General features: G+C 68.5%; 32 protein-coding genes. 27 read left to right on the plus strand and 5 right to left on the minus strand.

The annotated features are described in order from the left end of the window. Positions 1 to 94: 94 nt before the first annotated feature. The 3 genes from ACWEV3_RS40785 to ACWEV3_RS40795 all read right to left on the minus strand — a co-directional run bounded on the left by ACWEV3_RS40785 (position 95) and on the right by ACWEV3_RS40795 (position 2,576). Positions 95 to 1,363 carry a tyrosine-type recombinase/integrase gene (locus ACWEV3_RS40785; protein WP_452619037.1) on the minus strand — a complete coding sequence of 423 codons (1,269 nt, stop codon included), beginning with the start codon at positions 1,361 to 1,363 and terminating at the stop codon, positions 95 to 97. A 9-nt stretch (positions 1,364 to 1,372) separates the two neighbouring features. After that, on the minus strand, positions 1,373 to 2,095 hold the full coding sequence (locus tag ACWEV3_RS40790; RefSeq protein WP_452619038.1) for a hypothetical protein: 723 nt from the start codon (positions 2,093 to 2,095) through the stop codon (positions 1,373 to 1,375). 109 nt (positions 2,096 to 2,204) lie between these two features. Further along, positions 2,205 to 2,576, minus strand: coding sequence for a hypothetical protein (locus ACWEV3_RS40795; RefSeq protein WP_452619039.1), 372 nt, complete (start codon positions 2,574 to 2,576; stop codon positions 2,205 to 2,207). A 206-nt stretch (positions 2,577 to 2,782) separates the two neighbouring features. Between ACWEV3_RS40795 and ACWEV3_RS40800 the strand changes: the two genes are divergently transcribed. From ACWEV3_RS40800 to ACWEV3_RS40905, 22 genes are all read left to right on the plus strand, one after another. Continuing rightward, a complete protein-coding gene (locus tag ACWEV3_RS40800; protein ID WP_452619040.1) occupies positions 2,783 to 3,001 on the plus strand; it encodes a helix-turn-helix domain-containing protein in 219 nt (72 codons plus the stop codon). Further along, positions 2,998 to 3,318, plus strand: a complete 321-nt coding sequence (locus tag ACWEV3_RS40805; RefSeq protein WP_452619041.1) for a hypothetical protein — start codon at positions 2,998 to 3,000, stop codon at positions 3,316 to 3,318. The genes ACWEV3_RS40800 and ACWEV3_RS40805 overlap by 4 nt, the downstream gene beginning before the upstream one ends. A 79-nt stretch (positions 3,319 to 3,397) precedes the next feature. Next, positions 3,398 to 3,700 carry a hypothetical protein gene (locus ACWEV3_RS40810; protein WP_452619042.1) on the plus strand — a complete coding sequence of 101 codons (303 nt, stop codon included), beginning with the start codon at positions 3,398 to 3,400 and terminating at the stop codon, positions 3,698 to 3,700. Next, positions 3,697 to 4,113 carry a hypothetical protein gene (locus ACWEV3_RS40815; RefSeq protein ID WP_452619043.1) on the plus strand — a complete coding sequence of 139 codons (417 nt, stop codon included), beginning with the start codon at positions 3,697 to 3,699 and terminating at the stop codon, positions 4,111 to 4,113. The genes ACWEV3_RS40810 and ACWEV3_RS40815 overlap by 4 nt, the downstream gene beginning before the upstream one ends. Next, positions 4,110 to 4,307 (plus strand): hypothetical protein, encoded by a 198-nt coding sequence (locus tag ACWEV3_RS40820; RefSeq protein ID WP_452619044.1) that lies wholly within the window; start codon positions 4,110 to 4,112, stop codon positions 4,305 to 4,307. The genes ACWEV3_RS40815 and ACWEV3_RS40820 overlap by 4 nt, the downstream gene beginning before the upstream one ends. After that, positions 4,304 to 4,699: a hypothetical protein gene (locus tag ACWEV3_RS40825; RefSeq protein WP_452619045.1), complete on the plus strand. Its 396-nt coding sequence runs from the start codon at positions 4,304 to 4,306 to the stop codon at positions 4,697 to 4,699. The genes ACWEV3_RS40820 and ACWEV3_RS40825 overlap by 4 nt, the downstream gene beginning before the upstream one ends. After that, positions 4,696 to 5,253, plus strand: coding sequence for a hypothetical protein (locus tag ACWEV3_RS40830; protein ID WP_452619046.1), 558 nt, complete (start codon positions 4,696 to 4,698; stop codon positions 5,251 to 5,253). Before ACWEV3_RS40825 ends, ACWEV3_RS40830 begins: the two co-directional genes overlap by 4 nt. Continuing rightward, entirely contained in the window at positions 5,250 to 5,429 is a 180-nt protein-coding gene (locus ACWEV3_RS40835; RefSeq protein WP_452619047.1) for a hypothetical protein, read from the plus strand. The genes ACWEV3_RS40830 and ACWEV3_RS40835 overlap by 4 nt, the downstream gene beginning before the upstream one ends. Continuing rightward, on the plus strand, positions 5,426 to 6,232 hold the full coding sequence (locus ACWEV3_RS40840) for a hypothetical protein (protein ID WP_452619048.1): 807 nt from the start codon (positions 5,426 to 5,428) through the stop codon (positions 6,230 to 6,232). The genes ACWEV3_RS40835 and ACWEV3_RS40840 overlap by 4 nt, the downstream gene beginning before the upstream one ends. Continuing rightward, entirely contained in the window at positions 6,229 to 6,801 is a 573-nt protein-coding gene (locus tag ACWEV3_RS40845) for a hypothetical protein (RefSeq protein ID WP_452619049.1), read from the plus strand. Before ACWEV3_RS40840 ends, ACWEV3_RS40845 begins: the two co-directional genes overlap by 4 nt. Next, a complete protein-coding gene (locus tag ACWEV3_RS40850) occupies positions 6,798 to 7,142 on the plus strand; it encodes a hypothetical protein (protein ID WP_452619050.1) in 345 nt (114 codons plus the stop codon). The genes ACWEV3_RS40845 and ACWEV3_RS40850 overlap by 4 nt, the downstream gene beginning before the upstream one ends. Then, positions 7,139 to 7,480 (plus strand): hypothetical protein, encoded by a 342-nt coding sequence (locus ACWEV3_RS40855; protein ID WP_452619051.1) that lies wholly within the window; start codon positions 7,139 to 7,141, stop codon positions 7,478 to 7,480. Before ACWEV3_RS40850 ends, ACWEV3_RS40855 begins: the two co-directional genes overlap by 4 nt. Continuing rightward, positions 7,477 to 7,842: a hypothetical protein gene (locus ACWEV3_RS40860; protein ID WP_452619052.1), complete on the plus strand. Its 366-nt coding sequence runs from the start codon at positions 7,477 to 7,479 to the stop codon at positions 7,840 to 7,842. The genes ACWEV3_RS40855 and ACWEV3_RS40860 overlap by 4 nt, the downstream gene beginning before the upstream one ends. Beyond that, positions 7,839 to 8,213 (plus strand): hypothetical protein, encoded by a 375-nt coding sequence (locus ACWEV3_RS40865; RefSeq protein WP_452619053.1) that lies wholly within the window; start codon positions 7,839 to 7,841, stop codon positions 8,211 to 8,213. Before ACWEV3_RS40860 ends, ACWEV3_RS40865 begins: the two co-directional genes overlap by 4 nt. Continuing rightward, positions 8,210 to 8,548, plus strand: coding sequence for a hypothetical protein (locus ACWEV3_RS40870; RefSeq protein WP_452619054.1), 339 nt, complete (start codon positions 8,210 to 8,212; stop codon positions 8,546 to 8,548). Before ACWEV3_RS40865 ends, ACWEV3_RS40870 begins: the two co-directional genes overlap by 4 nt. Continuing rightward, on the plus strand, positions 8,457 to 9,290 hold the full coding sequence (locus ACWEV3_RS40875; protein ID WP_452619055.1) for a hypothetical protein: 834 nt from the start codon (positions 8,457 to 8,459) through the stop codon (positions 9,288 to 9,290). Before ACWEV3_RS40870 ends, ACWEV3_RS40875 begins: the two co-directional genes overlap by 92 nt. Beyond that, positions 9,287 to 9,817: a zinc finger domain-containing protein gene (locus ACWEV3_RS40880; protein ID WP_452619056.1), complete on the plus strand. Its 531-nt coding sequence runs from the start codon at positions 9,287 to 9,289 to the stop codon at positions 9,815 to 9,817. Before ACWEV3_RS40875 ends, ACWEV3_RS40880 begins: the two co-directional genes overlap by 4 nt. A gap of 2 nt (positions 9,818 to 9,819) precedes the next feature. Then, positions 9,820 to 10,269 (plus strand): single-stranded DNA-binding protein, encoded by a 450-nt coding sequence (gene ssb, locus ACWEV3_RS40885; RefSeq protein WP_452619057.1) that lies wholly within the window; start codon positions 9,820 to 9,822, stop codon positions 10,267 to 10,269. 19 nt (positions 10,270 to 10,288) lie between these two features. Continuing rightward, on the plus strand, positions 10,289 to 10,849 hold the full coding sequence (locus ACWEV3_RS40890) for a hypothetical protein (protein ID WP_452619058.1): 561 nt from the start codon (positions 10,289 to 10,291) through the stop codon (positions 10,847 to 10,849). After that, the gene (locus tag ACWEV3_RS40895; RefSeq protein ID WP_452619059.1) at positions 10,846 to 11,526 is read left to right on the plus strand and encodes a hypothetical protein; all 681 of its coding nucleotides are present in this window, start codon (positions 10,846 to 10,848) and stop codon (positions 11,524 to 11,526) included. The genes ACWEV3_RS40890 and ACWEV3_RS40895 overlap by 4 nt, the downstream gene beginning before the upstream one ends. Continuing rightward, positions 11,523 to 12,005: a hypothetical protein gene (locus ACWEV3_RS40900; protein ID WP_452619060.1), complete on the plus strand. Its 483-nt coding sequence runs from the start codon at positions 11,523 to 11,525 to the stop codon at positions 12,003 to 12,005. Before ACWEV3_RS40895 ends, ACWEV3_RS40900 begins: the two co-directional genes overlap by 4 nt. Further along, entirely contained in the window at positions 12,002 to 12,229 is a 228-nt protein-coding gene (locus tag ACWEV3_RS40905) for a hypothetical protein (RefSeq protein WP_452619061.1), read from the plus strand. Before ACWEV3_RS40900 ends, ACWEV3_RS40905 begins: the two co-directional genes overlap by 4 nt. 194 nt (positions 12,230 to 12,423) lie before the next feature. Here ACWEV3_RS40905 and ACWEV3_RS40910 read toward each other — a convergent pair whose 3' ends face one another. Continuing rightward, positions 12,424 to 12,825, minus strand: a complete 402-nt coding sequence (locus ACWEV3_RS40910; protein WP_452619062.1) for a hypothetical protein — start codon at positions 12,823 to 12,825, stop codon at positions 12,424 to 12,426. Between the two features lie 357 nt (positions 12,826 to 13,182). Here ACWEV3_RS40910 and ACWEV3_RS40915 point away from each other — a divergent pair, with 357 nt between their 5' ends. The 3 genes from ACWEV3_RS40915 (at position 13,183) to ACWEV3_RS40925 (ending at position 15,659) form a co-directional block, all read left to right on the plus strand. After that, entirely contained in the window at positions 13,183 to 13,392 is a 210-nt protein-coding gene (locus ACWEV3_RS40915; RefSeq protein ID WP_452619063.1) for a hypothetical protein, read from the plus strand. Positions 13,393 to 13,519: 127 nt separating this feature from the next. Beyond that, complete coding sequence (locus tag ACWEV3_RS40920; RefSeq protein WP_452619064.1) at positions 13,520 to 14,125, plus strand: hypothetical protein; 606 nt, start codon at positions 13,520 to 13,522, stop codon at positions 14,123 to 14,125. Next, positions 14,094 to 15,659, plus strand: coding sequence for a hypothetical protein (locus ACWEV3_RS40925; RefSeq protein WP_452619065.1), 1,566 nt, complete (start codon positions 14,094 to 14,096; stop codon positions 15,657 to 15,659). The genes ACWEV3_RS40920 and ACWEV3_RS40925 overlap by 32 nt, the downstream gene beginning before the upstream one ends. A gap of 17 nt (positions 15,660 to 15,676) precedes the next feature. On the opposite strand, the gene ACWEV3_RS40930 is transcribed toward ACWEV3_RS40925, so the two are convergent. Continuing rightward, the gene (locus ACWEV3_RS40930; protein WP_452619066.1) at positions 15,677 to 16,315 is read right to left on the minus strand and encodes a hypothetical protein; all 639 of its coding nucleotides are present in this window, start codon (positions 16,313 to 16,315) and stop codon (positions 15,677 to 15,679) included. A gap of 138 nt (positions 16,316 to 16,453) precedes the next feature. Between ACWEV3_RS40930 and ACWEV3_RS40935 the strand changes: the two genes are divergently transcribed. Together ACWEV3_RS40935 and ACWEV3_RS40940 are read left to right on the plus strand one after the other, a co-directional pair. Continuing rightward, positions 16,454 to 17,896 (plus strand): phage portal protein, encoded by a 1,443-nt coding sequence (locus ACWEV3_RS40935; protein WP_452619067.1) that lies wholly within the window; start codon positions 16,454 to 16,456, stop codon positions 17,894 to 17,896. A gap of 3 nt (positions 17,897 to 17,899) precedes the next feature. Next, the gene (locus ACWEV3_RS40940) at positions 17,900 to 18,925 is read left to right on the plus strand and encodes a VG15 protein (protein WP_452619068.1); all 1,026 of its coding nucleotides are present in this window, start codon (positions 17,900 to 17,902) and stop codon (positions 18,923 to 18,925) included. Positions 18,926 to 18,951: the final 26 nt, after the last annotated feature.

Genomic DNA, 18,951 nt, shown 5'->3' on the forward strand with positions numbered 1-18,951 from the left:
AACATCAGCAATGTTGCGTCAGCGCTTTGACCTGCGGTTTTCCGAATTTTGGCGTTTGAAGATGAATCACGGCGTCTGGCTGCAATGTAGCAGGTCAGCCCGCGTTTTCTTCGGCCTCGATCACGACATCTGAAGTCGCCTGCTGGTCGAGGTCTGCCCCAGAATCTGCCCCAGCTGCCCCATGGATCAGGATCAGCGGCGGAGCCTGGCCGAGAGCAGCGATCAGCCGCTCTCTGGCGGCGGGAGTCTGCTGTACGTACTCCTTGGTCTGCCTGATGTCCGCGTGCCCCATCGCCTCAGCGAGGGCGAACACGTCGAGCCCGCCCTCCGCCGCGCGCGTCGCGAAACCGCGGCGACCCGCATACATCGACACCCTAGGCACTTTCGCCTTTTCCGCCGCCAGCCGCATGCATCGCCCGACGCTATCGGGACGCATGGGCCGCCCCCGCTTGGAGATGAACACTAACGCGCTCGAGCACGTGGTCGCGTCGGTATGTTCAAGCCCGCAGCCGCCAGTGAGGTTGCGGCCGTCGAGCTGACGGTCCAGGATCACGATCGCTTTGGGCGTCAGGGGCACCGCGCGCATGTCCTCATCCTTGGGGTACGGGCGGATGACGCCGCGCCGCGCCACCATGACTTCGCAAACGAGCATCCAGCCGCGTTCCCGGTCGACGTAATGCACATGCAGACCGCATAGTTCGCCTGGGCGGAGTCCCGTTTCGAGTCCGAAGTCCACTGCGTCGCGGTAGTCTCCACGCAGGAACTCGCCCATCTTCTCCGCATTGTCCGATGCAAGGTACGGCTTCGCCCGCTTAGTGCGCTTGGGGAGCTTGACGCCCATACATGGGGACGCCGTTAGAACACCCTTCTCCTTCGCTGTCGTCATCGATCCTTGGAACACGGCATAGATCCGATGTACGTAACTGGGCGCCGGCGGCCTGTCGAGCTTCCAGCCGTCGATCCGGCCAGCTGCGATATCGTCCACCCATTCCTGAATACCCTTGTCCGGGCTGCCTTTGGTCGTGATCTTGTTCAACTGCACATCCCCCCACTTTGGGCGGACGTACTTCTTGACCAGACAGCGCTCCGTAGCTTCGGTGTCCGACAGCCCCGTGTACCGGCCTTCTGTGATCCTGTCCCACCAGTCGCCCCACGTGATGCGTGCGGATTCCTGGCCGTGATCGATGGCGGCCTTCCGGGATGCCTCGACTTCCTTCTCCTTCGCGGCGTCCCGTGCGTCCTTCTTCCGCGTGAACTTCTTCGTTCGCCCGGTCGCGGGATCCTTGACGTACTGCTTTTTCCCGGCCGAGTCGCGGTATCCGCCGCGGTATCCGCCGCCCGGTAACGGGTCAGCCCAGGCCATATCGCCTCCTTAGATCGTTGTTCGTCGCACCCTGCCCACTGCGGACAGGCAGGCGTGCGGGTCTACTCCGGGGTGTGGTCGCACCCGTAGGCATCGGTCCTTTTCGTGTGGCTTGCCCTGGTCGTGCTTGCTGTCGTCGAGGCGCTCCGCCTCGTCGTCGTTGGAGCGCTCCGTCGGACTTGGTTCTGTGGTGTTGGTCGGGGTGGTGCTTGGCTGCTCTCGCGTGTTCGACGTGGCCGGCGCGCTCGTGGCTGAATCGGGTGGCGCTGATGGCGGCTCGGGCTCGCTGCTCAACGTGGCCGGCGTGCTCGTCGTGGTGTCCGGCGTGCTTGATGGCTGGGGTGCCGTCGGCGTGAGTGTCGTGACTTCGGTCTCGCGTGGTCCCGGCGTCGGCAGGACTCGTGTCTTGTGCGGCTGGGGTGGCGACTCGCCGCGGGCATCTCGTTCGGTCGCCGGAACCAGCACGATGGCCATGACCACCACGCCGGTGGATGCCGTCGCCGCCGTCAACGCGAAGGCCGCCGTGTGGTCCCGCAGCTGGCGCAGCGCCCAGACCGCGCCGCTGAGGGTCAGCAGTACAACGGTGAGCAGTCCACCTTTGATGAGCTGCCAGCTGTGCTTGCGTTCATCGCGGGCTCGTTGCTCCTGCTCGATTCGGGAGATCTCCGCGTCGATGCGGTCGCGCATCTGCTTCAGCTCGACCAGCCAACGCTGATCATCCACTCGGGTCATTCGACGTCCTTTTAGGCGTAATGGTCTACGCCTGGTAGTCGAATGACTACGCCAAATCGTTGCAAAAGCCTCGATCGGCCCTAAGCGAACGGTAGTCCGAAGTGGTCACTTACCCGGAGCGCCGCTGCTGCTCGATGAACTGGTCGACGCGCGCCATGAGCTCGTTGAAGTCCCGGCGCAGGTTCTCGCGGAACTCCTCCGCCGCCTCTGCTGGATCAACGGGCGCCGGCGCCGACTGCGCCTGCTCGATCGGCTCGGCACCTTCGAGTACGGCCCGTACGCTGCCGGGGGGCCAGTCGAGCCCGCGTTCAATGGACGCCTGCACGGTTGGGCTGACGGGCTCGTGCTTCAGCTCCAGTCGCTGAAGCGTCTTGTCTGAGACACCGATGTGCTCGGCGAAACTACGGCGCGCCCGGAATCCGGCGTCGACGCGTGCGCGGGTGACGTAGTCCGCAAGTCTCTTCCAGTCTCTTCCGGGCATGTCCGAAGCATGCCTTATCGGTCTAGTGCTGTCCACGCGGCAGGGGGGTCGGCGACGCTTCTGTCTCGTCAGGTACCGCACCTGTCCTCCTCGGGTGGGTTCTTCTAGGTTCTTCTTACCTCCTCTATCTTCTCCAGTTCAACCCCAACCGTGAAACTGTCCTCTAATTTCTTGCTGAGTCTCCCATGGTGTCCTATGTTGTCCTCATGGCAGACCCCCGAGGCACCAATATCCGGACACTCCGCGAGCAGCGCGGCGTCAACCGAAGCGACTTCGCCGCCGCTGTCGGCGTCTCCTACAAGCACCTCTACGGGATCGAGACCGGGACCAACACCGCCGCCGTTGAGACTTTGTACCGGATCGCCAACCACCTGGGCGTCGACATTGACCAGGTGATGGCCCGGCCCAAGGTCGGCGCGGCATGACCGGCGACGCCCACCCGACCAAGGGCCCGGTGCCGACGCACCCGATCCCGCCGCCCCGGCCGACCAATCCGCGCGTCGACGGCGCCGCCGCAGTTCCCTCGCCGTGGATGACCGTTCGCGAGACGGCCGACTACACCCGCCGCCACAAGGACACCGTGTTGCGCGCGCTCCGCGAGTACCAGCGCACCGACGGCCGAAGCGGACTGCGGGGCGCCCAGCCGAAACCGCACGCCTGCTACCGCGTGCGCCGCGACGACGCCGACCGGTGGATGGCAGGCGAGGCACCCGCCCGCCCGCGGCGACTCGCCCACGCCTGATTCCCCCAACAGAAACGCGGGCCGCCGCTCCCCGCCAAGAGCGCGGCGCCCCGCTCACCACGAGAGAACGGAACTCTCAATGGCTGCAACGAAGCCTATCCCGCCGGAAACCGACGCCGAACGAACCGACGCCTCGCCCACCCTGCTGGTGGCGTTGGGCATGCACACCGAATCCCGTGCCCGCGCCGACCACGACTTGGTCGAGCAGGACAACCGCGCCTGGCTCGCGATGCCCGGCCGGCCCTGCAACGGCGGCGCCTGGAACTCGTGCGCCACGCCCGGGGTGTGGGAGCTGCGCGGCTACGTCGGCCGCGCGTTCTGCACGTACCACGCGGCGGCGCGGCTGCGGATCGCCGACCAGCTCGCGGAGGTGACCCGATGATCGACCACCGCGCCAAGGCCGAACAGCTGCTCACCGACGGGGACCGGACAGACCGGTGGGTCACCGAGGCGCACGTGCACGCCACGATCGCGCTCGTCGACGCCATCCGGCAGACCGCGCCCGCTGAGCCCGCGGCTACCGCGGCCGAGCAGACCGCCGCCGAGCCGCTGACCCCGGAGCAGGTCGCCAACCGACAGGCTCTCGTCGCCCGCCTGCGTGCCGCTGGTGGCGACGCCAAGACCGCCAACCCCGGACAGTACGGACGAAGCCTCGGTGTGCTGATCGCGTTCCTCGCCCACATCGTCGAGGACCCCACGCAGCCGCTCGGGCTCATGCCGCGCCACGCCGCGCTCGTCGCCGACTACCTCGCCGAGCAGGCCCAACGCGCCGCCGAGCCGGAGGTGACCCGGTGACCGCCCCCGCGCCCGCCCCGGTGCTGCTGCCGCTGCTGGGCACCCCGTGCGCCGTCTGCGCCCACCCCGCCCGCTGGGTCGACACAGACCGCCACGTGGTGCACGTCGACCTGCGCCTGCGCCCGTGCCCGCTCCCCGCCAACCCCACCGCCACGCCCGCCGTTCCCGCCGATCTCGCCGAGGTGACCCGATGACCACCACCGAATCCATCAGCAACGAGGTGCTCGCCACCTTCGACCGGATCGTGGACGCCGGACAGAACGTGCCGCTGCCCGAGCTGAAGAAGCGGTTCGCCACCTCGAAGCACTTCCGGTACCGGGACCACCAGCTGTACCGGACCCTGATCGAGCTGCCGGTGACCATCGACATGATCACGGGCGGCACGTCGACCGCGGTCTGCAAGATCCTCGACGGCCTGCGTGAACTCCACGGCGATGACCTGCTGTTCAGCTTCGAAGGACGCGGCGACCAGGTCACCTTGCAGGTTCGGACCTGGCGTGACGAGGCCACGTTGCGGGCCCTGTGGCGGGAGTACGCCGAGGACGAGTACAAGAGCACGGTTCTCGCCAGCGGTGGTGCGGCATGAGCGACCGACTCGACGAGATCAAGGCCCGAGCCGCCAAGGCGACAACCGGCCCGTGGGGCTGGTTCGGCAACACCGACGCCCGGAACGTCTACCTGTCCACGAAGTACTGGGGCAGGCAGATCGTGATGGACTTCGCCCGCTGGGGCATGCAGTCCGCTCGCCCCCGCTTCGCCGACGGCCGCACCTTCCGCCCGAACCCCGATGGTTGGCACGACTTCGGCGGGTCCGGGCTCATGGTCGACGCTGACCAGCTCGCCCGCTTCGAGGTCGGCCCGACCGCCACCAGCCGCATCGACCGGCGCGTCTACCGGGCCGACATCACCGGGTTCCGCAACCCCGACGCGACGTTCATCGAGCACAGCAGGGCCGACGTCGACTGGTTGGTGGCCGAAGTCGACCGGCTGCGCGCCGCGCTCGCCGCCGTGCGCCGCACCCACCAGCCCGACGGCGACGGCGATTGCACCGCGTGCGGGGTCGACACCTACGAGGACCCGATCCCGTGGCCCTGCGCCACCGTGCGGGCCCTCGACGAGACCCCGGTGGTGGCCCCGTGACCGCGTTGATCGTGACGTTCGCGCAGCCGCCCGCCTGCCCGCTGTGCGACGGCCACCGGGCCGTCGAGGTGCAGCCCCTCGACGGCCGCGCCCCGGCCCGGATCGTCTGCCCGCTGTGCACCACCCCCGACCCCCTCCACTGCGCCCTTGCGCCGCGAAAGGACATCCGAGCATGACCAAGACCAGCCCCCGCCAACGGCTCGTGCGGGGCATCGTGCGAGTGGACTACCCCAACTACCACCGCTACAAGATCGACGGCCGGTGGGCGATCGGCGTCACCACCGCGTTGAAGGGCATCCCGAAGGACGACGCGCTGAAGCGCTGGGCGGCCCGGCTGGTGGCCAAGCATGCGGTGGAGAACGTCTGGGATCTCAAGCGGATGATCGACAGGGACGGCAACGGCCCCGCGATCAGCTACCTGAAGGAACTGCCGAACCAGCGTCGCAACGAGGCCGCGGTGCGCGGCACCGACGTGCACAAGCTGGCCGAGCGCTACATCCAGGGCGACGTGATCGAGGTGCCCGAACACCTCGAACCCTACGTGCGCGGATACGCGGCCTACATCGAGGATTTCAACCCGACGACTGTCCACGAAGAACTGACGGTCGCCAACCGCACGCACAACTACGCGGGCACGCTCGACTCGATCCAGGACATCCCCGGCATCGGCCGGGCGCTGGTGGACTACAAGACCAGCGGCGGAATCTACGGCGAGTACGCGTTGCAATGCGTCGCCTACCGCCGCGCCGAGATCTACCTTGACGCCAACGGCGACGAGCAGCCGATGATCCCGGTCGATCGGGTGTTCATCCTGCACATCCAACCCGACGACTACGCGCTGATCCCGGTGCAGGCCGACGACAACGCGTTCGCCGCCTACCTCGCGGCGCAGGCCAACTACGTGTCCAACGTCCAGGGCCGCAAGCTGGAAAAGCTGCTCGGTGCCCCGCTGGTGCCGCCGGTGGGTGATGCCGCGTGAGCACGGATTTCGACGCCGAGACCTACAACGACGTCGCGACCCGAATCCGCGAGTTCCGGGCGCAGTACCCGGCCGGCTCGCTGCGGCCCGCCGACCCTGCGGTGCCGTACCGGATCGAGCAGCTCGGCGAGCAGATCTACATCGTCGTTGTGGCCGCCGCATACCGGTCGCCCCATGACCAGCTGCCGGGCATCGGTATGGCCTACGAGCCGTTCCCCGGCCGCGACGACTACACCAAGGACGCCGAGTTGCAGAACGCGGAAACCTCGGCGTGGGGGCGGGCAATCGTCGCCGCGCTCGCCGCCGACACCCGGCGCGGCATCGCCTCGGCCGAGGAAATCAACGGCCGGGGTTCGGCTCGGCAGTTGGAACTCAGGCGCACGGTCTGGGCGAAAGCCGAAGAACGCGGCTGGATCCACGGCGACGACTACCGGTCGCTTGCGGAGAACTTCACCGCGTGGAGCAAGGGCGGCGACTTCACCAGCGCCGACGAATCGACCCTGCGCGACTACCTCAAGCACCTCGAACCGAAGCGCACCATGCGCCGCAGCAACGGGGGGAATCAGTGAAGCCCTCACCGAACACGCCGAGCGCGATCATCGGCGATTTCCTGCGCAGCGGAACGAAAGCGCTCGATCTCCACTACGCCGAGAACGTCTCGTTGGAAACCGCCCGCGACCTGCTGCGGGCCCTGGTTCCCGTCAACGCATTGGCCATCGTCGCGCTCATGGCCGAGTTGGAGCAGGTCGCACCGGACCGCGCTCGCCGGATCGCCGAACGGCTCGGCAACGCGTGGGACGCAGGCGACGACGTGTGGGAACTCCTGCACGACTGGCACGCCCGCCATGCGCACGGTCGACCGGTCGGGTTCGAGCCGCCCGCCACGCTCGATGTGGAGGTGCGACGGTGAGCGCCGCACAGCTCGCACTCGGCTACGCCGACCGGCACGAGGGGCAGGCCGCCGCACTCGCGGCGGCCACCGCCGGCCACCGCGACTACCGGCACCGCCTCGAAACCGCGCTCGCCGAGTTCGTCGCCGCCCGCACGCCGTTCACCGCCGACGACCTGCGCGCCGCCGCCGGGGATCCCGACGGTGACCGGCCGAACCTGCTGCCGTCGGTGATCGGTGTCGCCGCCGCGCAGCGGGTGATCGTGGCCGCTGGGGAGTACCGCAGCTGCCGCCGGGAACGCCGCGCGTCCCGCAACCGCGTGTGGATCGCCTGCCAGCCGGACGGGGATGCAGCGTGAGCGAGCACAACGCGCCGTTGAACCCGGTGGAGATCGAGCAGGCGATCCGCAAGTGCTCCGAGCGGATCCACGACGGGGTCAAGGTCACCACGGACGCCGAGAGCGAGGCGAAGCGGAAGCGGCGGGAGTACGAAGCCGCGCACGCACGCGCCTACCTCGACCACCAGGGCCCGGCGCATGAGAAGAAGTACGCCGCTGAGCTGGCGACCCAAGCGGAGCGCGAAGCGGCGGAGACCGCCGAGGTCGCGTTCCGGTACGCCGAGCGCACCGCCCGCGCCGTTGAGTCCGAGCTGCGCGCCTGGCAGTCCGTCGGCGCGTCGGTGCGGCTGATGTACGGCGTCGAGACCGGGGTGGGCCGATGAGCAAGCAGCTCACCGCCCGCACCCGCACCGTCGTCAAGCATCGCGCCGAACGGGGCGGCTGGCCGCTGTGCGAGCGCTGCGGCACCGCCCTCGGCACCAACGTGCACCACCGGCGTCCCCGCGGCGCGGGCGGCAGCAAGGACCCGGCGACGAACCTCCCGTCGAACCTCCTCCTGCTGTGCGGCAGCGGCACCACCGGATGCCACGGGTGGATCGAATCCCACCGCGCCATCGCCTACGAACACGGCTGGCTCCTGCACTCCTGGCAGATCCCGCTGGAGAGCCCCGTCCGAATCCATGACCGCGGCCTGGTGCTGCTCGACGACATCGGCGGCATGACCCCAGCTCTACCGCTCGGGGATGCGGCGTGAATCCGCGGACTCATCCGATCGCCGAGCGGGCGCGCTACCGGGCGTGCCTGCTCGGCGAGCAGCCCGCCGAAGTGCTCGACACCGCCGGCCGCGAGCGCCTGGTGGCCGAGCTGCACGACCTCGGCTGGACCGATCCCCAGATCGCCGCCCACTGCCGCATGACCACCTACACCACCGCGCGCATCCGCGACCGTCTGCGGCTTGCGCCGAACCGCCAAGGAACACGGAATGACCTGGTTCAAAGTGGACGACACGCTGCACTCGCACACGAAGGCCATGCGCGCGGGCGATGCTGCGATGGGGCTGTGGGTGCTGGCCGGGTCGTGGGCGAGTAACCAGCTCACCGACGGGTGGGTGCCCTCCTACGTGGCACGTCGGCTCAGCTCGAACGCCGACGAGCTCGCCGCGACGCTTGTGCGCGTCGGCCTGTGGACCCCCGGCGAGCACGAAGGCGAACCCGGCTGGTGGTTCCACGGCTGGCACGAGTACCAGCCCTCACGTGAGGACGTGGAGACCAAGCGCGCCGACGCCCGCGAGCGGATGCGCAAGATCCGCGCCCGCGGTACAGCCCGCCAGGCCGAACCCGCGCAGGACGGTTCGCCCGACGTTCGCGCGAACAATGCGGATGTTCGCGCGAACGAACCGCGAACGAACGCGGAACGTTCGCAGCACGTTCGCGACCCCCGACCCGACCCGTCCCGTCCCGAAGTTCCTTCTACCGAAGGAACTTCCGTGGAGACGCGCAAGCGCGCCACCGGACGCGCTACGCGCATCCCCGACGACTTCACCGTCACCCCCGAGATGATCGCGTGGGCCCGCGAGCACACCCCCGCCGTCGGCCGAACCGAGACCGACAAGTTCGTCGACTACTGGCGCGCGAAGTCCGGGCAGGGCGCAACGAAACGCGATTGGGTCGCGACGTGGCGCAACTGGATGCGACGCGCTCAGGAGGACGCAGAGCGCCGCGCACCTGCCCGCGCAGGGCAAACCACCAAGATGGACCGGATCGACGCCCTAGACGCGTTCCTGGTCCCGGATGAACCCCATCTGCGCGCGCTGCCGGGCGGTGCGGCATGAGCCTCACGCAGAACGAGATCGTCGGCGTGCTCAAGGTCGCCACTGCCTACGACGGCCGCCAGCGCGGCGAGGCCGACGTGGTCGCGTGGATGGACTCCGCCGCCCGCGCTGAGTGGACCTACCCCGAAGCCCTGGAAGCGGTGAAGGACCACTTCGCGTTCGACGGCAGCTGGATCGGCCCCGCGGTGGTGACCAAGCGGATCCAGGCCCGCCGCGACGCCGCCGAGCGCGCCCGGCTCGCCGAACTCGGCGCAGCCAAGCGCGCCGAACTCGAATCCGGCACCACCGGCACCGCCGACCCCGAGCGCGTCCGGTCCGCTGTCGAGGCCGTCGCCAACCGGCTCGGCTGGCAGCGCAAGCCGAAGAAGACCCACGCGGCGCTCGCCGTCGCCTGCCCTCACTGCCAGGCCGCTCCCGGCCGCCCCTGCGCCCGCGTCATCCGCCGCGGCCACCGCGCAGGCGAATTCGTACCGCTGGCAGGCGTCCACGACTCCCGCGTGGACGCCCTCACGAACGGAGACCACTGACCATGTCCCTGCCCAAGATCAACGGCGAAGTCGCCCGGCTGTGGGCCGACCCCGAATTGCGCTGGACTCCCGGCGGCAAAGCCGTGGTGACCGTGCCGCTGGTGTTCAACAAGCGCAAGCGCACCGACGCCGGGGAATGGGAAGACGCCGGCTCGATGTTCGTCCGCGCCCAGGCGTGGGAGCAGTTCGCCGAGAACATCGCCGAGAGCCTGTCCAAGGGCGACGAGGTGATCGTGTCCGGTGAGCTGTCGGTGCGCGACTACGACCGCAAGGACGGCAGCAAGGGCCAGTCCATCGAGCTCGCCCTGTACGCCATCGGCCCGAACCTCAAGCGCCACATGGCCAAGACGTTGCGAATCGACCGCCAAGGCGTGCCCGAGCCCGCGCCCACCGCCGACCCGTGGGCCAACGCGCCCCGCGGCGGCAACTCCACCGACGAACCCCCGTTCTGACCCGAACCGGAGCAACCCCGTGACCAACATCGCAGGCGTCGACCTCTCTCTTGTCAGCACCGGACTCGCCCGCGTCACCCACGGCGCCGGCCGCTGGGTTGCCGACACCAGCACTATCCCCACCAAGGGCCACCGCGACGACACGTTGCAGCAGCGGCACGACCGCATCCGCCGCATCGGCGACAAGGTCCGCGACTGGTGCCGCAACGCCGACTTGGTCGTGGTCGAGGGCCCGTCACACGGATCCCGTGGCGGCAGCCCCGTCGACCGGTACGGGCTGTGGTGGCGCGTCGTCGGCCGCCTGCTCGACGCCGAGCTGCCGGTGGCCGTAGTCGCACCAACCACCCGAGCGAAGTTCGCCGCAGGCAAGGGCAACGCCGACAAGGCCGCCGTCGCGGTCGCCGCCGCCCGCATCTGGCCGGACGCCGAGATCACCGGCAGCGACGAGGCCGATGCCCTCGTGCTCGCGTCGATCGGCGCCTGCCTGCTCGGCCTCCCCGTGCTGTTCGACCTGCCGAAGTACCGCACCGACGCGCTCGCCGCCGTGCAGCGCCCGGCCCCGCTGGAGGCAATCGCATGACCACGATCGACCTGGACACCGCGCCCTGCATCCTCGATCGCTGCACCCGCGCCGCCGAGCCCGGCCGCTACACCTGCGAGCCCTGCGCCGAGCGGATGCGCTGCTGGCTCCGCGAGATCGACGACTACGCCGCCCCCCTCACCGCCGCACCCGGCCGCGGCGGCGATGGTGGCCGGCGGTCCCCCGGCTACGGCAGCAGGCCACCCGCGAACCTCGACGTGATCGCCGCCTTCGACCCCCGCAGCGTCGGACACGTGATCGGACCCGACGACACCGACGACGCCACCCGATCCATCATCGGCACCGTGAACCGCTTGTGCGGCTGGGTGCACTCCGAGTTGCTGCGGCTCGACGCGGACCACCGGCCGCCGTCGCGAGACTTGACGATCACCAGGGGCACCGGGTGGCTACGCGGATACATCGACTGGTGCACCACGCAGCCATGGGCCGATGATCTCGCCGACGACATCCGCGAGCTTCACGTCCAGGTGCAGCGGCTCGCCGGAAACTCGACCCGGCCGCTCGCCCCGTGCTGGGACTGCGGCGGCCCGCTGTGGCCGGTCGGCGATACCGACACGCTCGCAGTGCGCTGCGGGGACTGCGGCAACTCCTACGATGGGTTGGCGTTGCTCGACCTCGGGCAGCGGCTCGCATTCGAGATGATGGGGGCAGCGTGACCACGGAGCAGCAGCGCGCGAAGTACCGCGCCGAGCAGGACCTCATCACCAAGGCCGCCGAGACGCTCCGTCAGCAGTCCCGCCGACAGCAGGCCGAAAGCCAGATTGGCCACGCCCCAGTCGTACCCGCCGACCGGTACGTGTTCGTTGGATTCCTCGACGAACTCGCCCTTGCCGCCGGCCGCGGCGCGCTCCCGGACGGCGTCCGCCGGAAGGGATTGGAGCTCTGCGAGGCCATGCTCACCGACGCCGCCTCGTTCGACGACCGCATGGCCGCCAGCATGGAAGCCGCGAAGGAAACCGAGGCGAAGTTCTGGCAGCGCGCGGCCAAGCTCGGCGTCACCGAGCCGCAGGCGTGGCAGACCCTTCGCAATGTCCTCGCCGAGATTCAGGACGGCGCCGACCACGCCGACCCGTGGTCTGTCGCCGCCGCCCGCCTCGGCGCAGATCCACAGTGGAACCCGGAGTCTGCATCGTGAGCCGGTACGCGCCGATCGTCCGCTACACCAACCGCGGCGCCTTGGTCGACCGCGCCACCCTCGCGCGGCTACTCGGCCGCTCCGTGCACACCATCCGTGCCGCCTGCACCGTCGTCGACCGCGACAAGGATGGTCGGCCGTTGTACGACGCCAAGACCTGCGCCGAACAGCTCGCGAAGGTCGCCACGCGGAACCGTCAACCCAAGTTGACCGCCGTTGGCTGACCGTGCTTAAATCACCCTGCAGCGGGTAGAAGTGTGCCCGCATCCTTCCGGGAACCAATTGGTTCGGTCGAACCGGCGCGGTCGGAGTTGCTTCGTGCGCCGAGCCCGAACCCACTGGCGAAGCGCCACGTAGCAGGGCACGGCCCGATCACCAACGAATCCAGTCGGTAGCACCCCTTGCCTGTGGCACTACGTCATCCGCCCAAGGTCAACTGCGTCATCCCCGCTCGGGCCGTCGTTTCGTCGACCGGAACCTTGCCGCGGTGCGACACCTCGACCTGGTAGAAATCCTGGCCACCCGGTACATCCGGCACGGTGAACCCGAACACGCACGCCCCATCGTTGCGGTGCACCGACTGCGTCAACCGACCCGACGCAACAAGCGTGCCCTGCTGGTCGTACACGTAGACCCCGGCGCCCACGGTGATGTCGTTGTACCCGCGGTATCCGGCACAGCCCGTGGTCGTGCTCGTCGCCCCGTCGGTCAACGTCATCGCGCCCTGCAGCTCGAAGCGGTCCCCGCTCGACGCCCACGACGCGATACCCCACGTGACGCCGAGCAGCGCGACGGCCGATCCGAACCCCGCACCGAACATCAACCACCGACTACGCCCCCCACTGCGCGGACGTAACCCGCCGCCATCCCCGGGGGCAGGCAGGTCGCCCGGCGCCAGCTCGGCAGCTCGGTCGGCGACATGGTCGTGGCGGATTCTCGGCATGACGGTGGACCCCTCGATTCAGTGCGCTACCGCAGCGCATGCAACTACTCATCGGCGACCACCGCCGGCCGTTAGCGCCTCGGGTGCAGGAGGGCACGAAGGATGGCACGGCCCTGCAACGTCCACGGCTGCCCGAACACCGCAACAAGCCGAGGCCGATGCCGCGACTGCGTGCGCCAGTGGGAGGCAGGGCAGCGCGCCACCGTGCCCACCAAGGCAGCACGAACGTGGGCCGTGCGGCAACACCGAGCCGATGCGGTCCGACGACACCGCGCCCAGTTCGGCGACTGGTGCAGCGGCTACAAGCGAGCGCCGCACCACGCAACGGACCTGACCGCCGACGATCCAACACCGATCGCAGCAGGTGGAGATCCGATGCAGGAACTCGTCGTGCTCTGCCGGTCGTGCAACGGGCGCAAGCGAGCGTCGATCGACGAACAGTGATCGTTGATCAACAACCGCGACACCGACCCCGGGGGGATACCCCCTTCCCCCGAATTCCGCTCCGCCGTGGCCAAGGGCGGCGCGGGTGCGTACGAGTCTGGGAAAGCCGTTCTGGAGGTGAGCCGCCGTGCCTGGAATGGGACCGCCGCCGAACCCGAACGCGCGCCGGCGCAACGCTCGCCCGGCGATGATGCAGCTGCCCTCCGAAGGCCGTAAGGGGCCCGTGCCGGAGTGGCCGCTGCCGGAGAACCTGAACCTGATGGTGTCGCTGCAGATGGCGCAGCAAACCGTCGACGAGCTCTCGGCGCGCGAAGACCTGACCCCCGCCGAGAAACGCAAGCTCAACAAGGCGTTGGAACAAGTCGTGTTCCTGGACTACAAGGCGCAGCACGTCCGAGACGCCGAGCTGGCGCTGTGGCGCGAGCTGTGGGCGACTCCGCAGGCCGTGGCGTGGGAACGGCTCGGCTACAACCGCGAAGTCGCGCAGTACGTGCGGTTCAAGGTCGACGCCGAGTGGGGAAACCTCGACGCGGCCAAGGAATCCCGCCAGTACTCCGACCGGCTCGGCCTGACGCCGTTGGCGATGCTCCGGCTTCAGTGGCAGATCGTCGAGGACGAGACCGCCGAGCAGCGATCCGTGAGCGCGTCGACCGCCCGGAAGCGCGCGACGCCGCGCGACCGGTTGAAGGTGGTGGCGGACGATGTCGTGGAGGGGACCGGAACATCCGGGTGAGTTCCCGACGCTGGGGTGGGCCCTCGGCGAGTGGATCGAGGCCCACTGTGTGGTGCCCGACGGCGACCACAAGGGCGAGCCGTACACGCTGACCGACGAGATGTGGCGGTTCCTGGCGTTCCACTACCGGCTGCGGCTCGACGCGCAGACCGGGCAGAAACGCACCGCGTTCCGCTACCGACGGAGCCAGTTGGTCCGGCCGCAGAAGTGGGGCAAGGGCCCGTTCAGCGCGGCACTGATCTGCGCCGAGGCGGTCGGCCCGGCGCTGTTCGACGGCTGGGACGCCGACGGCGAGCCGGTCGGCCGGCCGTGGGCGACACCGCTGATCCAGATCACCGCGACCTCGGACGACCAGACCGACAACGTGTATCGGGCGCTGCAGCCGATGATCGAGGAAGGCCCGCTTGTCGAGCTGATCCCCGACACCGGGTTGACGCGGATCAACCTGCCCGGCGGTGGCCTCATCGAGCCGGTGACGTCGAACGCGATGTCCCGACTCGGCCAGCCGGTGACGTTCTGCCTGCAGGACGAGACCGGAATCTGGGTGAAGTCCAACCGCGGGCAGCTGCTCGCCGATACCCAACGGCGCGGCCTCGCGGGCATGGGTGGCCGCTCGGTCGAAACGACGAACGGGTGGGATCCCACAGAGAACTCGGTGGCGCAGCAGACCGGCGAGGCGCGAGTGGACGACATCTACCGCGACCACGCCGAGGCGCCGCGCAACCTGTCGATCCGCAACAAGGCCGAGCGCCGGAAGATCCTGCGGATCGTCTACGGCGATTCCTGGTGGGTCGACCTCGACGGCATCGAAGCGGAGATCCTCGAACTGCTCGACAAGGGCGAGGATGCGCAGGCCGAACGGTTCTTCGCCAACCGCTGCAAGTCCGGTGTCGGGACGTGGCTGCGCGACGGGCTGTGGGAATCGCGCGAGGCCGTCGGCAGCGTCGCTCCGGGCACGCGGATCGTGTTGGGTTTCGACGGCTCGTCGTCGGAGGACTGGACGGCGATCCGGGCGGAAACGCTCGACGGCTACCAGTTCACCCCGTGCTACGGGCCCGACGCGCTACCAACGATCTGGAACCCGCACGAGCACGGCGGGGCGATCCCGCGGAGCGAGGTGCACGCCGCGGTGTCCGAGCTGTTCCGCCGCTACCGGGTGCAGCGCATGTACTGCGACCCGCGCGACTGGCAGACCGAGATCGAGGGCTGGGCCGTCGACCACGGCGAGGACCGAGTGATGGAGTGGCCGACCAACCGCGTCCGGCAGATGCACGAATCGCTGCTGCGGTTCGTCACCGACCTGTCGACCGGGGTGCTGACGCACGACCCGTGCCCGATCACCGAGCTGCACATGGGCAACGCCCGCAAGGTGGCGCGCCCCGGAGAGCGCTACATCCTCGGCAAACCATCCGGGCACCAGAAGATCGACGCCGCTGTGACCTCCGTGCTCGCGCACGAAGCGCGCTGCGACGCGGTCGCGGCCGGCACGCAGGAACGGCGCCGGGTTTCGACCGTCGCCTACGGATTCAACTAGCCGTCCAGGCCCGGCAGTTACCTGACATACACGCCAATATAGTCCGTATAACGGGCCTTGCCGGTTGGTCCTTCAGGCCCCGACGCTGTTCGAAATTTCATTTCCGCTGGCGATCCCGATGCCCTTTTGTCGTACGCCGGTAAGTCCTGGGCACTTGGATCATCAATCCGGTACAACTTAAGGTCCGTAAGGTTCGTTTTACTGTCGATCCGTTCTCCGTCGAACCTTGACACCGCGGACTCCGCAAACACTCGCGGCTTCTTACTGGAAAGAATCTGTTCAAATTCGTCAAACGAAAGTGTCACCAGCTCAGTATGATCTTGATGACCCCCCTCCAGAACCACCGGTTCCGCAAATAAGCGACGCACGTGCGGAGCTTTTTGTCCAGTCGGGCGATCAGTCCGAATTCCAATTCCGGTTATCGTGATCGATTCTCGGCCAGTATTAGACACTCCAATTAGAAAATCGTAGTCGTATGCCACCAAGGTCCCGTCGTCGTCAAATACCGGACCTTGCATAAAAGTACCTCTGACGCGGACGACATGGCCCGACCTTCGCCAGCTAGCAATCTGCCAGACCAGTATTCCCGTCGACACGAGAGCCGCATAAGTGGCAATGATTGCCGCATAGAGGGCGATAGCCGTACTTGCCGTCACGTCGGGCGACCTTACCAACACGATGGGCGTTGGGTGTGCCCGCTTTTCGCGGTCAGCGTCTGGGTGTTCATCGTTCCAACAACCCCGCTGGTTACTCATCGCTTGACCAGCGAAAACACACAGCTTGGGGGTGCCGCGATGGACCAACGAACGGCACGTGATCGCCTGGAAACGGGCTTGTACCTCTTGGGCAAGCAAGAGCGGCCGTTCAACCGGTGGCGGGACTACTACAACGGCGACCAGGACTTGCCGTACGCCCCGGAGGGCGTCAACGAGGAAGTCGACGAGCTCCGCGAGATGTCCATTGCGAACTGGATCAAACTCGTGGTGCGCACCGCTGTGCAGCGGCTCGCCGTCGACAACTTCCGCACCCACCGTGGGGAGGAGCTGACCGCGGCCGAGCAAAACGCCGCTGACCAGTGGGCATGGAAGCGCTGGCAGACCAACCGTCTCGACGGACGGCAGAAAATGGTCTACTCCGACCGCTACATCTACGGGCGCGGCATCGTGAGCGTGTGGCCCGCCGGCGGCGGCCGACCGGCGATCGTCCGCCCGGAGTCCCCACGCCGGGTGTGGTTACAGCAGTCGGCGGACGACCCGTTCGTCACCAACTGGTCGGTGAAGTCGTGGAGCGAGCACACGGTGAGCCGGTCGCCGCTGGCGGACCTCCGGCTGCGGCACGCCGTCGTCTACGACGACGACACGTTCTATCGGTTCCGTTGGGGCCCGGACGATCGCGGTTGGGTGCTGACCAAGCAGGACAAGAATCCGTTGGGCGAAGCGCCGTTCGTGGCGTTCCTCAACGACCCGGACACCGAGGGCAACAGCTCGTCCGAGGTCGAGTCGATGATCCGGCTGCAGGACTCGATCAACACGACCCGGTTCTACCTGATGCTGGCGATGGGGTTCGCGGCGTTCCGGCAGCGCGGGATCATCGGCTACGACCCGGTGCAGCGCGACGAGCACGGCAACGCGATTCTCGACGAGCAGGGCAACCCGAAGATCACCCCGCCGCCGCGGGCTGGTGTCGATCGCACGTGGGTTTTCCCGGGCGCGGACACGAAGATCTTCGAGTTCTCCGAGTCCAATTTGGAGAACTACATCAAGTCGCAGTCCAGCCACGTGCAGCACACTGCGGCTCTGACGCAAACCCCACCGCACTACCTGCTCGGCCAGCTGTCGAACCTCTCGGCCGAGGCGTTGACGGCGGCCGAGGCCACCCTCAACCGCAAGATCATCGACGCGCAGACCACCGACGGCGAGGCGTGGGAAGACGTGCAGCGCCGTGCCACGATCGCCGAGGGCGGCACCGCCGGCGACTGGGAATCGCAAACCGTGTGGCGCAACACCGAAACAGTGTCGATTGGGCAGATCGTCGATGCGATCACGAAGTTGGTCGGCGGTGAACCGGTGTTGCCGCCGGAAGCGGCGCGGGAGATGATCCCGGGCGCCACCGGTCAAGACCTGCGGCGCTGGAAGCAGATGGCGCAGGATCGCGAGAACGGTACGGCGGCGCGGATCGCCTCGGGTGACCTGGCCGACGCGCTCGCCGCGGTCAAAGCACCGATCCCGCAGGGGTAGGCCATGACCACCGCGGTAGGAGATCCGCTGCGGACCCTGGTCGCCGCCTACTACCGGGCTCAGCAGCAGTTGGCTGCCGACGTCGCCGACGGGGCGCAGGATGCTTGGTCGGCCGCGGGCCCAGCGCAGTGGCGCGAGGCGGCGCCGCGGCTGGCCGTGGCGGTGCTGCTCGCGCAGACCGTGGCCGCTACCAATGCGCAGGAGTACGTCAACGCGGCTCTGTTGGCGCAGGGCGTCGAACCGGATCCGGTCGCCGAGGTGTCGCCGTCGGCGTTCGCCGGCATCGCGCAGGCGACGCTGCCGCTCGACGCGATGCTGTCGTCTGCGCCGCTGACCACCTACTACCGATCGCGGCGGGCGGGGCTGATGTCGACCGAGGCGCAGCGCCGAGCGCTGCTGACGTTGATCACGGCAGCGATGACCGCCGTGCAGGACGCGGGGCGCTCCGCTGAAGGCGTGGCGGTCGTCGCGGCGAACAACGCCACCGGCTACGCCCGGATGCTCACCCCGCCGTCGTGCTCCCGGTGCGTGATCCTCGCTGGCCGCATCTACCGGCGGGCAACTCCGTTCCGCCGGCACCCGCGGTGCGACTGCCGACATGTACCGGTGGCCGAGGATTCCGACGACCTGACAACGAATCCGCGCCGCTACTTCCGGTCGCTGCCCGCCAATGAGCAGGACCAGGTGTTCGGTGTGGCTGGCGCGCAGGCGATCCGCGACGGCGCCGACATCAACCAGGTGGTCAACGCCCGCCAGGGCATCACGACCGTGAACGCCTACGGCGTCGAGGTCACCGCGACCACGACCGGAACGACTCGGCGAGCACTGTTCGGCGGCTACGAGATCCAGCCGGACGGCACGCTACGCCGGCGCGGTGCCTCCGAGATGCAGCGGATTCCGGGAGACCGGTATTCCAGAGCGCGGACGCCGCGGCTGATGCCGGAGGAGATCTACCGCTTGGCCGATGAGAACGGCTGGGACCGCGTCGAGCTGCTGCGGCAGCTGCGGCGCTTCGCATACCTGCTCTGACGCGCGAGGCGGCAGAGCGAGATCAA

It is taken from the genome of Saccharopolyspora sp. NPDC003752, assembly GCF_053605825.1.